Annotated in this window: 15 protein-coding genes; 7 read left to right on the forward strand and 8 right to left on the reverse strand. The window is 64.9% G+C overall.

Going from position 1 to position 15,274, the window contains the following annotated elements:
- Positions 1 to 72: 72 nt before the first annotated feature.
- Complete coding sequence (rpsD, locus tag LK535_RS09730; protein ID WP_088367976.1) at positions 73 to 687, reverse strand: 30S ribosomal protein S4; 615 nt, start codon at positions 685 to 687, stop codon at positions 73 to 75.
- Positions 688 to 862: 175 nt separating this feature from the next.
- Between rpsD and LK535_RS09735 the strand changes: the two genes are divergently transcribed.
- The 3 genes from LK535_RS09735 to LK535_RS09745 are packed head-to-tail and all read left to right on the forward strand — an operon-like array spanning position 863 to position 4,749.
- Entirely contained in the window at positions 863 to 1,174 is a 312-nt protein-coding gene (locus LK535_RS09735) for a chorismate mutase (RefSeq protein ID WP_227771713.1), read from the forward strand.
- Positions 1,175 to 1,216: 42 nt separating this feature from the next.
- Positions 1,217 to 3,688 carry a DegT/DnrJ/EryC1/StrS family aminotransferase gene (locus tag LK535_RS09740; RefSeq protein ID WP_227771714.1) on the forward strand — a complete coding sequence of 824 codons (2,472 nt, stop codon included), beginning with the start codon at positions 1,217 to 1,219 and terminating at the stop codon, positions 3,686 to 3,688.
- Positions 3,685 to 4,749: a glycosyltransferase family 2 protein gene (locus LK535_RS09745; RefSeq protein ID WP_227771715.1), complete on the forward strand. Its 1,065-nt coding sequence runs from the start codon at positions 3,685 to 3,687 to the stop codon at positions 4,747 to 4,749. Before LK535_RS09740 ends, LK535_RS09745 begins: the two co-directional genes overlap by 4 nt.
- On the opposite strand, the gene LK535_RS09750 is transcribed toward LK535_RS09745, so the two are convergent.
- Positions 4,731 to 5,435, reverse strand: a complete 705-nt coding sequence (locus LK535_RS09750) for a murein L,D-transpeptidase catalytic domain family protein (RefSeq protein WP_227771716.1) — start codon at positions 5,433 to 5,435, stop codon at positions 4,731 to 4,733. The two genes, LK535_RS09745 and LK535_RS09750, sit on opposite strands and share 19 nt — an antisense overlap.
- A gap of 206 nt (positions 5,436 to 5,641) precedes the next feature.
- On the opposite strand from LK535_RS09750, the gene LK535_RS09755 reads away from it, so the two are divergent.
- A complete protein-coding gene (locus LK535_RS09755) occupies positions 5,642 to 6,268 on the forward strand; it encodes a L,D-transpeptidase family protein (RefSeq protein ID WP_415837119.1) in 627 nt (208 codons plus the stop codon).
- A gap of 134 nt (positions 6,269 to 6,402) precedes the next feature.
- Here the strand turns inward: LK535_RS09755 and LK535_RS09760 are convergent, their stop codons facing one another.
- The gene (locus tag LK535_RS09760) at positions 6,403 to 7,359 is read right to left on the reverse strand and encodes an isopenicillin N synthase family dioxygenase (protein WP_227771718.1); all 957 of its coding nucleotides are present in this window, start codon (positions 7,357 to 7,359) and stop codon (positions 6,403 to 6,405) included.
- A gap of 247 nt (positions 7,360 to 7,606) precedes the next feature.
- On the opposite strand from LK535_RS09760, the gene LK535_RS09765 reads away from it, so the two are divergent.
- From LK535_RS09765 to LK535_RS09775, 3 genes are all read left to right on the forward strand, one after another.
- Entirely contained in the window at positions 7,607 to 7,951 is a 345-nt protein-coding gene (locus LK535_RS09765) for a DNA primase (RefSeq protein WP_227771719.1), read from the forward strand.
- Positions 7,929 to 8,624, forward strand: coding sequence for a hypothetical protein (locus LK535_RS09770; protein ID WP_227771720.1), 696 nt, complete (start codon positions 7,929 to 7,931; stop codon positions 8,622 to 8,624). The genes LK535_RS09765 and LK535_RS09770 overlap by 23 nt, the downstream gene beginning before the upstream one ends.
- 205 nt (positions 8,625 to 8,829) lie before the next feature.
- Entirely contained in the window at positions 8,830 to 9,168 is a 339-nt protein-coding gene (locus tag LK535_RS09775; RefSeq protein WP_227771721.1) for a DMT family protein, read from the forward strand.
- Positions 9,169 to 9,172: 4 nt separating this feature from the next.
- On the opposite strand, the gene LK535_RS09780 is transcribed toward LK535_RS09775, so the two are convergent.
- From LK535_RS09780 to map, 5 genes are all read right to left on the reverse strand, one after another.
- Positions 9,173 to 9,751, reverse strand: coding sequence for a nitroreductase (locus LK535_RS09780; RefSeq protein ID WP_227771722.1), 579 nt, complete (start codon positions 9,749 to 9,751; stop codon positions 9,173 to 9,175).
- A gap of 175 nt (positions 9,752 to 9,926) precedes the next feature.
- Complete coding sequence (gene glnA, locus LK535_RS09785; RefSeq protein ID WP_227771723.1) at positions 9,927 to 11,339, reverse strand: type I glutamate--ammonia ligase; 1,413 nt, start codon at positions 11,337 to 11,339, stop codon at positions 9,927 to 9,929.
- Positions 11,340 to 11,437: 98 nt separating this feature from the next.
- Complete coding sequence (locus tag LK535_RS09790; protein ID WP_088331109.1) at positions 11,438 to 11,776, reverse strand: P-II family nitrogen regulator; 339 nt, start codon at positions 11,774 to 11,776, stop codon at positions 11,438 to 11,440.
- A gap of 217 nt (positions 11,777 to 11,993) precedes the next feature.
- On the reverse strand, positions 11,994 to 14,213 hold the full coding sequence (locus LK535_RS09795; protein WP_227771724.1) for a PQQ-dependent dehydrogenase, methanol/ethanol family: 2,220 nt from the start codon (positions 14,211 to 14,213) through the stop codon (positions 11,994 to 11,996).
- Between the two features lie 186 nt (positions 14,214 to 14,399).
- Positions 14,400 to 15,227: a type I methionyl aminopeptidase gene (gene map, locus LK535_RS09800; protein ID WP_227771725.1), complete on the reverse strand. Its 828-nt coding sequence runs from the start codon at positions 15,225 to 15,227 to the stop codon at positions 14,400 to 14,402.
- Between the last annotated feature and the right edge of the window lie 47 nt (positions 15,228 to 15,274).

Genomic DNA, 15,274 nt, shown 5'->3' on the forward strand with positions numbered 1-15,274 from the left:
CCCCGCAGGACCGCCCTTTTCTTTTCCACTCCGCCGAGGCGGTGACACTCCGGCTCGCACCGGAGCATCAGATCAGCGGCTGTAGAACTCGACCACCAGGTTCGGTTCCATCTTCACCGGATACGGCACTTCGTCCAGCGTCGGTACGCGGATGAAGGTCACCTTGGTGGTGCCGTCCTGGACGACATAGTCAGGAACGTCACGCTCGGCCAGGTTCTGCGCCTCGAGCACCAGCGCCATTTCCTGCGCCTTCTTGCCGATGGTGATTTCGTCGTTCACCGCGCAGCGACGCGACGCAATGTTGCACTTCACGCCGTTCACGTAAACGTGGCCGTGGCTGACGAGCTGGCGGGCAGCGAAGATCGTCGGCGCGAACTTCGCGCGGTACACGATCATGTCCAGGCGACGCTCGAGCAGGCCGATCAGGTTCTGCGAAGTGTCACCCTTCATCCGGGCAGCTTCGTCGTAGCAGTGGCGGAACTGCTTCTCGGTGACGTCGCCGTAATAGCCCTTCAGCTTCTGCTTGGCGCGCAGCTGGATGCCGAAGTCCGACACCTTGCCCTTGCGGCGCTGGCCGTGCTGGCCCGGGCCGTATTCACGCTTGTTCACCGGGCTCTTCGGACGGCCCCAGATGTTCTCGCCCAAACGGCGGTCGAGCTTGTGCTTGGCGCTATGGCGCTTCGACATCGTCTTTCCTTCGATTTGCTAACAACGTTGGTCCCGGTATCGCACCGGCCGCCATCTGGCGGACAGGCCACCTGCTTCACCGGAGTGCAGGGGCGATCGCGAAGCGGCGCGCCTACGCACAGCCGCCTGCGAAGTCAAGCTGGACAGCCGCGGCCTGCCCCGCCAAGGCGCGCGGATGACGATCCTTTCCGGACCAGAATGCAGCACCATGGCCGAAGTACGCGCCGGGGTCGACCAGGTCGATCGCGAGCTCATCGCGCTGCTGCGCCGCCGCTTCGACTATATGGACGCCGCCGCCCGCATCAAGCCGGAGCGTGGGCAGGTGCGAGACGAGGCGCGCAAGGCGCAAGTAATCGCCAACGCCCGCGCCCATGCCGCCGCCGCCGGCCTTCCCGAACAGGCGATTGGGGAATTGTGGGATGATCTGGTTGAGGCGTCGATCGCCTATGAGCTGGCCGAATATGACCGGCGGGTAACCAAGTCTTAGGCCGCCTCCGCCAAGCTCATGGACGGGGAGGAAGTACCGTCCATGAAGCGTCTGCCGTTGATCACGCCACATCCGCCGCGGCTGAGCGCTCTAACCGATGCGCTCACCCGGATCGAGGATTCCGGGATCTACAGCAATAACGGCCCAGTCCTCCGCGCCTTTGAGGCGGATGCGACGCGCCGGCTGTTCGGTGGCCGCGGTGCCTGTCTGGCGGTCGCCAATGCCACGCTCGGCCTGATGATCTCTTTGCGCGATGCTGTCAGCGACGGGCCCGCGGGGCGTTTCGCCTTGATGCCGGCAATGACCTTTGCCGCGACCGCGCAGGCGGCGTGGTGGGCAGGACTGACGCCGCTCGTCTGCGACGTCGATGCTGACGATTGGAGCGCCGCCGCTGATGAGGAGGAGCGCTTGCTGGAGCGCTACGGCGCGCAGATCGCTGCCCTCGTCCCCTATGCGACCTTCGGCTTCGGCATCGACCTCGACCGTTACCGCTGGCTCTCCCGCCGCTTCGGCGTGGCTGTGGTGATCGATGCCGCCGCCTCGCTCGGCACCACCGATGCCACTGGGCTCGGCTTCGGCGCCGGCGCTCCCTTTCCTGTCGTGTTCTCGATGCACGCGACCAAGCCATTCGCCACGCAGGAGGGCGGCCTCATCCATTGCGCGGACGAGGACCGGATCGAGCGGCTGCGGGCGATGGCCAATTTCGGCTTCACCGCGCCGCGCACGGCGACCTTGCCGGGCCTGAACGCCAAGATGCCCGAGGCCATGGCGCTGGTGGCCCAGGCACGGTTGGACGATTTCGCACGCATTGCTCGCCACCGCGACCAGTTGGCCGACGCCTACCGTGATGCGATCGCCGGCCGCTACACGGCGCAGCCGCGCCGCGCCGGTCGGCAGGCGCTCGGTTTCTTCCCGCTGCTGCTGCCCTCCGAACGCACGCATGAACGCGACACAATCATCGCCCGGCTGGGCGAGGAAGGCATTGGCGCGGGCAAGTATTTCAGCCCGCATCTGGGGGAGCAGCCCTGGGTCCGCGGCGTTGCGCAGATCGAGCCTACGCCCGTCGCCGACATGGTGGGCAGCCGGCTCCTTTCGCTACCGCTGTCGGACACGATGACGACCAGCGACGTGGCCCGCGTTGTTGAAACCCTGGACCGCATCGTCGCGCTCAAGCCAAGGTCGATCCCTGCCGCGCCGCCACCGGTCGCGGAAACCATGATCATCGGCGGCGGCCCGGCCGGTACTGCGCTGCTCACCGCCGCCAGCCGCCACGGCCTCCTCCCCGATCTTTCCCGCGGCCTCATCGTGGTGGAGCGGGATGGATCGATCGGCGGCGGCCAGTTGGGCCGCTATGCGATCACCTCCGATTCAACGGCGCAAACCTTCCTGAGCGCCATTGAGGGCAACGCCGATCCGGCGATTGCCGCTCTTGCCGATCACCCTGCCGCCCTGGCGGTGGCTCGCCACCGTGCCTCGCTCGGCGTACCACTGGCGGAGGTTGGCCCCCTCCTGCGCGCCATCGGCGATCGCCTTCACGCCAGCGTCACGGCGCATGGCGGCACGGTGATGACCGGGATGGAGGCCCTGAGCGCCCGGCACAAGGACGGGCGGTGGCATGTGCGCCTGCGCGATACGACCACCCACCGGGATGTTGAGCGCGTGGCGCGAAATCTGGTGATCGCCACTGGCGGACATCAGCCGCTCGACCGGCTCGTCACGCAACGCGTGGCGGGCGCATCGCTGGTCGACATGGCCGGCGATCGCCTTGTTCAGTCGGATTCGGTGCTCGCTCGCGGCGGCTTCGAGATGGTCGCGGATCTGCTATCCGGCAAACGGGCGCCGCGCGTCGCCGTGATCGGTGGATCGACCAGCGCGCTCACCACGGTTGCGCTGCTGCTGCGGGAGCGTCCGGCGCTGCCGTTCGGCGCCGGCGGCATCACCCTGCTCCACCGCCGCCCCCTGCGCCCGTTCTACCATTCGGTGGAAGCCGCCCACGCCGAAGGGTTCACCGATTTCGGGCCGGACGACATCTGCCCGGTCTCCGGCTTCGTCTATCGCCTCGCCGGTTTCCGGTTGGAGGCTCGCGAGCTCGTGCTTCGCATGCTCGGGATCGACGGACGCGCGCCAGAGCCGCGGATCGCGCTGCATCGCGTCACCGGAGACGATGATGCCGCCGCACGCGACATCCTTGGCACGGCCGATCTGGTCATCGCTGCCATGGGCTACCGCCCGCGCGCGCTGCCGCTGGAGGACGCAGACGGCCGCCCGCTCGCGCTTGCCGCACATGCCGGCGCCCCGATGGTGGATGGTGCCTGCCGGATCCGCGACGCCGCGGGAGCGCCCCTCCCCAGCCTGTACGGCATTGGGCTTGCCGCCGGCTTTGTTCCTCATGGCAAGCTGGGTGGAGAGGCTAGCTTCGTCGGTCAGGCGAACGGCCTTTGGCTCTGGCAGAATGACGTGGGCATGATGATCGTGGATCAGCTGCTGGCCGGACAGGCAAAGGCGGCGGCGTGAGCGGCCCGCCCGTCGTCAGCGTGATCATGGCCGCCTATAATGGCGCCGATCTGCTGCCGGCGACCCTCGCCACCTTGCAGAAGCAGACGTTCACCGATTTCGAGGTGATCGTTGTCGACGATTGCTCCCAGGACGAAACGCGCGAGGTGCTGCGCGCATGGCCAGATCCACGCGTTCGCATGATCGCGCTAGACCAGAACGGCGGGCCGGTCCGCGCGCGCAACCGCGCGTTTGCGGAAGCGCGAGGCAGATATGTCGCTGGCCTGGACCAGGACGATCTCTGCCTGCCCGACCGGTTCGCGCGGCAAATCGCCTATCTCGACGCCCACCCCGAAACCGTTCTGCTCGCCAGCGCGACAGAGGTGCTGGAGGGTGCCCGCCTGCTGCCCTCGCCCCACGTGGCCCACACCACGCCCGCTCTGCTTCGCTGGCTGATCCGGATCGAAAATCCGTTCGTGTGGTCGTCGGTGATGGTAAGAATGGATGCGGCCCGGCGTCTCAACCCGTTCACCAGGCCGGACATCCTCTATGCCGAGGATTTCGACCTCTATCACCGCATGGCGGCGCTGGGCGAGATTGCCCGCATCGACACGCCGCTCCTTGCCTACCGCCGCCACGCCGGCGGCGCGTCGCAGCGTTATGAGGACAGGATGCTGGCCAGCGCGCGACAGGTTCTCGCCGGCGCCTATACGCCGCTTCTAGGGGAACAGGCTGAACCCGCAGCTGCGCTGGTGGTGGAACATCTCATGCATGGCCAGCCGGTGCCGGATCGTGCCACGCTGGCAGCGCTCGGCAACTATCTGGTCCGCCTTCAGGAGGCGTTCCTTGCGGAGCGGCCCTGGCGCGCGGCCGACATACGGTTGGTTCGTTGGGCCACGGCGCGGCGCTGGGCCGATGTATCGCGCCGCTCGCTGCGCGCCGGCACCCTCAGCCTGGGGGACGCCCTCGCCGTTCGCCCGCCGCACTTGGGGCTGGGCCATGCCGGTTTGGAGGAATTGTTATGGGCGCGGCTGATCGGCCGCGCCCGACGTGCCCGCCAGCGTTATACCTTCGCGGCGTAGATCATCCGGCCCTGGCCCAGCCGCTCGAACACTTCGGCCAGCTCGCGCTCGCCAACGGCAAAGCAGCCCTGGCTGCGGCCGAGCCGGCCATGGGTCCGCAGCATATCCTCGTTCGAATACCACGCGCCATGAACCACGATGGCACGCGCCAGCGCATTGTTGTTGGTCGGATCGAGGCCGATCAGACGCTGCGACTTGCCGTGCTTGCCGACGTAGTAATTGTCCGCGAGGAAGGCGCCCTCGCAGGAGGCATTCGACCCATTGAGGTTCGAGAAGCGCTGCAGATAGCCAGTGTGGCTCGGATCCGATCCGCTTCCGTGTGCCACCAGCTTGGACACGCTCTTGCCGCTGACCAGGTCGATGAAGTGGAAGCGGCGCTGCGACGACGGCGCCGAAAAGTCTGCGATGACGATCCGGTCGCGCATCTTGATGGTATTGCCATGGCGCTCAAGCGCCGCCAGCGCCTGACGCATCAGGTCAGGGCGAACGACTCGCGGCGAGCTCGGCACCACGCGCGGCGCAGGGCGCACCGGTGCCAGCGCAGACGGAGTTAGCGGTCGCGGCTGCGACTCGGCCGCGCGCATCGCCGCGGAGACCGCATCCGGTACCACCATCGCCCCGGCCAGCGCGCCAGCCGTCTTCAGCAAGCCACGACGCGTCGGCGCCGTTTCACCCAATTTCGCCATCGATTTTGCTATCCCCGTTCCCGGTATGCGACGGTTATAGCAGGAAAAAGGTGAATAATCTCCGCCCTTTCCGTAAACGGGCGGTCCGGCACGGCCCATCCACCGCGCATATGACGCGGTTCATCGCATGGCACCAATTTCAAGAGTACGCGTTTATGATGCGACGGCCCGGCTGATCGGGCCCCCACATCGAAAGGGGTCGCACCATGCGCTTGATTCGCGCGCTGTTGCCGGCTGCCCTCGGAATGGCAGCCTTCACATCTATGCCTGCTTTGGCGGAAACGTCAACGGCTTCCGTCGTCGGCAATGCGTCTGGCGTTGCTCTGGTGGAGGCTGCCGCCAGCCTCACGCCGGGCGAATATCTGTGGGAACAGGACGTGGCGGCCGGGCCCGTCAGCATCCTGATCAGTATCCCTGACCAGAAAGCCTATGTTTATCGGGGTGATAACCTCGTGGCGGTCTCGACTGTTTCGACCGGCAAGGAAGGAAAGGAGACGCCCGTCGGCGTTTTCACCATCCTGCAGAAGAAGCAGATGCACCACTCCAATCTGTATGACAACGCGCCCATGCCTTTCATGCAGCGGCTGACCTGGGATGGCATCGCCATCCACGCCGGCAAGAACCCGGGCTTTCCCGCGTCGCACGGCTGCATCCGGGTGCCAACGGCCTTCGCCAAGAAGCTCTTTACCGCCACGGAGCTGGGCGCGACGGTGGAGGTGACCGACATGGCCTTCTCCGGTGACATGTTGGCGCCGCGCAGTGATGCGCAGATGACCGCAGCCGCAAACAACCCGGTCGAGCCGGACCTCAAGACGTTTCTCGCGAGTCGCTGAGGCAGGGCGTAACGCGTTGCCCCTGGGCTGATCGTTCCCGGCACCGATGCGGACGGGAGCGCAGCCGGGGTCAGGTCGATATTGTGTTGATGCCCGTACGAAAAAGGGCGGAGCTTTGATGCCCCGCCCCGTTTTCACTTCTTGATCAGGCCGATCTCGACCAGTCGCTCATGCAGATAACCATTGGCGGTGATCGGCGTGGGATAACGATTGGGGTTATCCGGCGTGATCGTCTGCGGCAGCGTTTCGATCAGGAAGTCGGGCGCTGGATGCAGAAAGAACGGCATCGAATAGCGCGAATGCCCGCGGCGCTCCGGCGGCGGATTGACCACCCTGTGCGTCGTGGACGGCAGAACATGGTTGGTCAGCCGCTGCAGCATGTCACCGACGTTGACGACCATGGCGCCTTCTGGCGGCTTGATGGCCAGCCACGCGCCCGAATCGCGGTCCAGCAGTTCCAACCCCGCTTCCTCAGCGCCCAGCAACAGGGTGATGAGGTTGATGTCCTCGTGCGCGCCGGCACGCACGCCTTCCGCGTCCACCGGGATTGGCGGATAATGCAGCAGGCGAAGCACCGAATTGCCGTCCTTCACGGCCGGATCGAACCAGTTCGGCGCGAGGCCGAGATGGCGCGCGATTGCGGACAGCAGCTTGTCGCCGGCAGTGTCGAACGCGCGGAACAGCTCCAGGAACGTGTCCTTGAACCCGTCGGGCCGCGCTGGCCAGACGTTCGCCGGCATCTCGCTTTCGTAATGATGCCCCGCCGGCAACTCGCGCCCGACGTGCCAGAATTCCTTCAGGTCGACGTGCTTGGCGTCCTTGGCGATCTCCGTCTTGAACGGCGTATAGCCACGCGCACCGCCCGCACCTTCGATGAAGTAACGGCGCTTCTCATCGTCAGGCAGTGCAAACAGCGCTTCGGTCTGGGCCCAGGCGCGCGCGATCAGATCCTGCGGAATGCCGTGGTCGGCAACAATGGCGAACCCGAACCGGCGGAATGATCCGCCCAGATCTTCTGCAAATCGGTCGGGGTTGTGAGCCTGGTCGGCCAGGCTCAGCGTCGGCACCTTGGCCAACGGTGTATCAAGCATCACTAACGCCTTCGTGGAACAGCGGAATGGCCGCTACATAGGCCAGCGCTGTTTGCGCCGCCAGTGTGGCCGAAACTCTCCACCCGGAGGCCGAATGTCGCCGGCAGGCGGCCGATGCCCGACGTTGCGTGGCCGAACAGCGCTGTTCCTGCCCCCCTACAAAGACCGCAGGGGCGTTCCACCGAAGCCGCCCGGAACCCGGCATGGTGTGCATCCGTTCGACAGGGCACGATCAGGAGGAAAGATCATGGGCGGCCATCAGGTGACCAGCCACGGCGCAGACGATCACGGTTTTGACGAGGACGGCTACGACGAAAGCCAGCGTGCCGAAATCCTCGAAGCAACCCGGGACGGCCCGGGCGACGGCACGATCATCACCGATCTCGATCCTGACATCGATATCGATGACATCGACGACGTCGAAGAGGATGATCTTGTCATGCTCGACAATGAAATCGGCGAGCAGGACGACGACGCCGATCAGGACGATGATGACGTTGCCGAAGATATCGTCCAGGATGAATTCGACGACGGGTCGATCGAAGACGACGAAGACCTCGACGATCCCGATGACATCGCGCTCAATTCCTGAGCGCGGAGCGGTTCTGCATCTCGGCGCGGCGGTTGCATTGCTCTGCCCTGCGTGCTCGCCGAGACAGCCGTCGGACGAGGTCAACATTGCCGATGCGGCGCAGACTGCTCGCGAATCGATCGGCAACTATCGCGGGGAGAAATTGGGCGATCGTGCTGGCCCTGCCCATCCAACGGCTAATCGGCCCGCGCCAGCGCCCTCGCCCACACCACCTGCCTCAACACCGGCCGCCACAGCAAGCGCCGGAGCGGCGGAAGCAGAAGAGCCTGACGCGCAAGCAGCCGCTGAGGTCGCGCGCACTTATCACCGCCTGATCGGCCAGCGTCGGTACGACGAGGCGTGGAGCTTGTGGGACCGCGAGGGCGCCGCTTCGGGATTATCTACCGATGCATTCGCCGCCAGCTTCGCCAAGTATCGGAAATATGAAGCAGAGGTCGGGGCGCCCGGCCGGATCGACGCCGGCGCTGGTCAGCGCTACGTGACCGTCCCTGTTTCGGTGAAAGGCACGCTGCGAGACGGCGATATCGTTACCCTCTCAGGTTCGATGATCCTTCACCGCGCCGGTCCGATCGACGGGGCGACCGCCCGGCAACGAAGTTGGCGGCTGTACGAGTCCACACTGAAACCGCGGTCACCCGCGCCGAGTGCGGCGAACCCAAACACTGCCCCTTAACTTTGCAAGCATCGCAGCAGGGCGCCGGGATCCCGGTTAGCAGCTTCTGAACGACTGCACCGCGACGCATATCCAGCACCAGATCACTCCAATCGGTTCGTTCCCCTACCCCACGCCGGCAGCCGATCAGCAGTTTCACCGAACTGACGTCGCGGTACCCGCAAATAGCCTTCAATGCTCGCAGGTCCGCGCCTAGACCGGCGACATGCCCACGATTGCGCTGCTGCTCATCTCCAACGTCTTCATGACGATCGCCTGGTACTGGCATTTGAAGGGTGGAATGGCGAAGCCGCTGCCCACCGTCATCTTGCTGAGTTGGTGTATTGCGCTGGTCGAATATTGTTTCGCGGTGCCCGCCAACCGGCTCGGCTATGCGAGCGGCTGGACTGGCGGTCAGTTGAAGGTTGCGCAGGAGGTAATCACGCTCCTGGTCTTCGGCGTGTTCGCAGTGCTGGTCCTTGGCGAGCAGTTGAGCTGGCGCCATGCCGGCGCCTTCGTCTGCCTGGTGGGCGCCGCTGCCTTCATGTTTGCGGGGCGAAGCTGACGGTTCAGCGCGACCAAGTCTGAACGGTTTGCGTCAGATCGGGCCGGGGCCGCTCCTCTAGCGGGCGGGACGGCGTACCGATGAAGATGAACCCCGCAATCCGCTCGGGCGCGGCGCCAAACGCGTCGCGGACCTGATCGTTGAACGCCGCCCAGGTGGTCAACCACCCACCTGCGAACCCCATGGCATGCGCCGCGTGAAGCAGGTTCATGCAGGCGGCACCCGTCGACAATTCCTGTTCCCACAAGGGGATCTGGCTGTCCGTACGCGGCGACGACAACGCCACTACCAGGGCTGGCGCCTGCCGTGCGAATTGCTCGATCGACTCGATCTCCAGCCGCTTTGCCTCGGGGCGATCGGCTCGATAAGCATCTACCAGAAGTGCCGCGAAAGCGTCCCGCTGCTCCGGCTCCACGATCACGAACCGCCACGGCGCCAGCTTGCCGTGATCTGGCGTGCGGCATGCAATGGCGCACATCTCTTGAAGCTGCGCCTTGTTCGGGCCGGGTGCGGCCAGGTCGCGCGGCTTGCCCGAGCGACGGGTGGTCAAAAGCGAGAGCGGCGTTGACGTGTTGTTGAACATAAGGGCGTTCTAGCCGCGCCGCCCGGTGGGTCGAGTGAATTGCGGTGACCGCATCGTTGCCAAAAAGAAAAGAGCGCCCCTGTTGGGACGCTCTCTCCTCAACCAACACCCCGCCCGTCAGGCGCGGCCGCCATCTGTCAGCGCGTTCCGGCTAGAGCCGGTGCGCAGTCGGGCATCAGGCGCTGTAATACATGTCGAACTCGACCGGGCTCGGCGTCATCTCCCAACGGGCGACTTCGCTCCACTTCAGTTCGACATAAGCTTCGATCTGATCCTTGGTGAACACGTCGCCCTTGAGGAGGAAGTCGTGATCAGCGAGCAGGCTGTCGAGCGCCTCACGCAGCGAAGCGGCCACGGTCGGAACCTCGGCGAGCTCTGCCGGCGGCAGGTCGTAGAGGTTCTTGTCCATCGCATCGCCTGGGTGGATCTTGTTCTGGATACCGTCGAGCCCAGCCATCAGCAGCGCCGCGTAGGCGAGGTACGGATTCGCCATGGCGTCTGGGAAGCGCACCTCAACCCGCTTAGACTTGGCGCCCGTGCCGTACGGAATGCGGCATGAGGCCGAGCGATTGCGGCTGGAATAGGCCAGCAGCACCGGTGCCTCGTAGCCCGGTACCAGTCGCTTGTAGCTGTTGGTCGTCGGGTTGGTGAACGCATTCAGCGCCTTGGCGTGCTTGATGATGCCGCCGATGAAGTAGAGGCACATGTCCGATAGACCGGCATAGCCGTTGCCGGCGAACAGCGGGTTCTTGCCATCCCAGATCGAGAAGTGGGTGTGCATGCCCGAGCCGTTATCTTCCTTGATCGGCTTGGGCATGAAGGTGGCCGTCTTGCCATAAGCATGGGCGACCTGATGCACGACATACTTGTAGATCTGCATGCGATCGGCGGTGGTGGTCAGCGTGCCGAAGGTAAGGCCCAGCTCGTGCTGCGCAGCAGCCACCTCGTGGTGGTGCTTGTCGCACGGCAGGCCCATTTCGAGCATGGTCGAGACCATTTCGCCACGGATGTCGACGGCGCTGTCGACCGGCGCGACGGGGAAATAGCCGCCCTTGGCACGCGGGCGATGCGCAAGGTTGCCGCCTTCATATTCCCGGCCGGTATTAGTCGGCAGCTCGATGTCGTCGATCTTGAAATAAGACGCGGCATAGTTCGTGTCGAACTGCACGTTGTCGAACATGAAGAATTCGGCTTCCGGGCCGACATAGACGGTGTCGCCGATCCCCGTGGAGGCGACATAGGCCTCCGCGCGCTTCGCGGTGGTGCGCGGATCGCGCGCATAGCCTTCACCGGTCGACGGCTCGAGAATGTCGCAGAACACGATCAGCATCGGCGTCGCAGAGAAAGGATCCGTATACACCGCATCCAGATCCGGCTTCAGGATCATGTCGGACTCGTTGATCGCCTTCCAGCCTTCGATCGACGAGCCGTCGAACATCAGGCCATCGGTCCACTCGTCCTCGCCCATCACGCTGGCGACCATTGTGAGGTGCTGCCACTTGCCCTTGGGATCGGTGAAGCGCAGGTCGACCCACTCGATCTCTTCGTCCTTGATGCGCTTGATGACGTCTGCGGCGGTCGTAGCCATTTGTTCTCTCTTTTCCTCTGCGTCACCCCGGCAAACACCGGAGTCTCTTTTCATTGCGGAGCGATCCCGGCGCTGTGCCGGGATGACGTGATCAGGGTTCAGATTGCGTCGTCGTTGCGCTCACCCGTGCGAATGCGCAGTGCAGTTTCCACCGGGATCACGAAGATCTTGCCGTCGCCGATGCGGCCGGTTTGCGCCGCCTGTGCGATGGCTTCCACTACCCGTTCCACCAGGCCGTCCTCGACCACCACCTCAAGCTTCACCTTCGGCAGGAAGTCGACGACATACTCGGCACCGCGGTACAGTTCCGTGTGGCCCTTCTGCCGCCCGAACCCCTTGGCTTCGGTCACGGTGATGCCGGACACCCCCACTTCGTGGAGCGCCTCCTTCACTTCGTCGAGCTTGAACGGCTTGATGATCGCTTCGATCTTCTTCACGCGGAAACGCCCACCCCTGGTTTGAACCCTCGCCCCGCCATCGGTGCTTGCATTGAACGTGCCAGCCGGGAGCCGAGAGGGCAAGGCAGCGACTCGCCCACACCAGCTTGTCGCTACTGCCCGAAAAACAGGCATTTGGTGGCCAAGTGCCGCTTTACGCGGCACCTTCCAGGTCGCCGCTGCCGTGCTACTGATCAGACGGGCAGCAGCTGCGGGATCAACGCACCCCGGTTGGGACCGGCGACTTTGCAGCAGCCGGCGCTGGCGCCACCTGCTTCTGCGCGCCGCCCAGGTTCTTCTGAGCCCAATGCGCCTCGTCGATCACATACAGTCGGATCAGCTGAGCCTGCTCCGGCGTCAGCACCCGGGCGAAGCTCACCATGCCCTTGTCCTTCAACATGCCGTCGATGAGGATCGCCTTCCACGTGTCTGGATCGCTGAGCGTCGCCGAGCGCTGCAGGTTCGGCAGCACCCCGCCACCGCCAGCACTGGCGCCGTGGCAGACCTGGCAATAGCGGCCAAACAGCGCCTGTCCCTGCGCCACTTGCTGCGGGGTCGCCTTGTTCTCGGGCAGGTTCACCGGGGTCGAATCCTGCGGTTGTGTTCCCGGCAGCTGGGCCTTTCCGCCGAGCTTGAACACCGAGAGGCGCGGGACGTTTGGCACGTCGCGGGCTTTGCCGATCGCATAGCCGATCGACAGCGGCAGCGCGCCGCCGCGCCCGGCGAGCACCGCGACATATTGGTCGTTGCCGATCATGAAGGTGGCCGCGCCGGCCATGATCCCGGTGCCGACCGGATAGCTGAAGAGCTGCTTTCCGGTATCCGCGGCATAGGCACGGAACTCGCCCAGCGCCGTTCCCTGGAAGACGAGATTGCCCGCGGTCGTCATCGTGCCGCCGTTCCACGGCGTTGGATAATCCACGGTCCAGCGCGCCTTGTTGGCGACCGGATCCCAGGCGACGAGCCGCCCGGTGGCACCGGCAATCGCCTGCTTCACCGCTGCCGGATCGCGCGGATACATGGCGTTGCCGAGATCCTGGCCGACGTTGAAGCCAAGTGGCTTCGCCTTATCCAGATCCGACGACGGATTGAGGTAGGCCGAGCCGACGATCTGCGCCGGGATATAGGCAAGGCCGGCCTGCGGATTGAAGCTCATCGGCTGCCAATTGTGCGCGGCGATCGCGCTCGGCACCGCGAGGAACGGCTTGCCCGTCTTGTAATAGCGCGCTTCGGGGTTCTCGATCGGCCGGCCGGTCTTCAGGTCATAGCCGCTCGCCCAATTGACGCCCGGGATGAACTGGCCAGCGTTGATCAGCTTCCCGTTGGTGCGGTCGATGACGTAGAAGAAGCCGTTCTTGGGCGCCTGCATCAGCACGCGGCGCTGCTGGCCGCCGATGTTTAGCGTGGCGAGGTTGATCGGCTGGGTAGCGGTGAAGTCCCAGGTTTCGCCCGGCGTCTCCTGATAATGCCAGACATATTCGCCGGTATCAGGCTTCAGCGCGACGATCGAGGAGAGGAAGAGATTGTCGCCCTTGCCCTCGCTGCGCAGGCCATGGTTCCAGGGCGAGCCGTTGCCGACGCCCAGGTACAGCTGATCGAGCTCCGCGTCGTAGACGATCGAATCCCACACGGTGCCGCCGCCGCCGGACTGCTTCCACTGGCCGTTTTCCGACCAGGTCGGCGCGACCTTGGCCATCGCTGCGTCGCTCGCCTCACCGTCCTTGGCGCCGGCGGGGTTAGGGACGGTGTAGAAGCGCCACTTCTTGGCACCGGTACCGGCGTCATAGGCGGTGACATAGCCGCGCACGCCGAATTCGGCGCCGCCGTTGCCGATGACGACCATGCCCTTCACCACGCGCGGCGCGCCAGTGATCGTGTAAGGCTTTGAATTGTCGGTCGTCTGGACTGACCAATCCTGCTTGCCGGTGGCAGCGTCGAGCGCGATCAGGCGGCCGTCGATGGTGCCGAGATAGAGCCGGCCTTTCCACGCCGCGACGCCGCGGTTGACGACGTCACAGCAGGCCTGAACGCCCTTTTCCGGGTTCACCTTGGGGTCGAATTCCCACAGTTTCTGACCGGTGGCGGCGTCGAAAGCGAACACCTTGGACCAGGGCCCGGTGACGAACATCTTGCCGTCCACCACGACCGGCGTCGCCTCCTGTCCCCGCGCATCGGGCATGTCCGCATACCAGGCGAGGCCGAGCTGGCCGACATTCTCCGCATTGATCTGCGTCAGCGGGGAGAAGCGCTGCTCCTGATAATTGTAGCCGGTCATCGCCCAGTCGCGTCCATCACCGCCACTGGTCAGCAGGGCCGCGTCCACCTTGCCGACGCCCGTGGTGGCAGATCGATCTGCCGCCGCGGTCCCGTCTTCACCACTATTGGCCTTGCACGAGACGAGCGCCACCGCTGCGAGCAGCGCAAATACGATCCGCATCTTCCTCTCCCGCCCCTGACGAGCTTCGAGGTCGGAGACTGGCGCAGCCGCCAGGGAAAGGAAAGGGGCTAAGTCGGCCGGATTAACCTGTCACTATTGACAGGGCTGAAGACAGGCTGAGCCCGGTGGGTTGCACATTGCCGATACCCCTAAGTGGGGCAGCATCGCCGCCCCGTCCCGGGGAAATCAGGCGTACGGTGGCTTGTGCAGCCCTGCTGGCGAGAAGGTGAAGACCTCGCAACCGTCCTCGGTGATGCCGATCGAATGCTCAAACTGGGCCGACAGGGAACGATCGCGCGTCACCGCCGTCCAGCCATCGTCGAGCAGCTTCACGTCCGGCCGACCGATATTGATCATCGGCTCGATCGTGAAAATCATACCCGGCTTCAGCTCTGGGCCAGTGCCCGGCCGGCCGACATGCACCACCTCCGGCGCATCATGAAACAACCGCCCCAGACCATGGCCGCAGAAATCGCGAACCACGCCATAGCGATGCGATTCAGCATAACGCTGGATGACGTGGGCCACATCGCCCAGCGTGTTGCCCGGCTTCGCCTGCTCGATCCCCAGCATCAGGCACTCGTGCGTCACGTCCACCAGGCGTCGCGCCTTCAAGGGCACGTCACCAATCAGATACATCCGCGATGAATCACCGTGCCAGCCATCCAGAATGGGCGTCACGTCGACGTTGACGATATCGCCCGATTTCAGCGTCTTCTCGCTGGGAATGCCATGGCAGACGACATGATTGATCGAGATGCAGCAGCTATGGGTATAACCGCGATAGCCAAGCGTCGCCGGTACGCCGCCGCGGCTCTTGATGAAATCATGCACCAGCCGGTCGATCTCGGCAGTGGTAACGCCCGGCACCATGTGCGGGATGATCATGTCCAGCGTCTCGGCGGCAAGCTGACCGGCGGCGCGCATCCCGACAAAGGCGTCCGGGCCATGCAGCTTGATCGCGCCGTTGCGGCCCATGGGCGCGTCACTGGTGACGGTAACATATTCGGTCATGACCGCCGATATAGCGTGACGAGGGTAGTTTTGCGAGGCTATGCCGA

It is taken from the genome of Sphingomonas sp. IC4-52, from assembly GCF_020707225.1.
In the GTDB taxonomy this organism is placed as follows: domain Bacteria; phylum Pseudomonadota; class Alphaproteobacteria; order Sphingomonadales; family Sphingomonadaceae; genus Sphingomonas.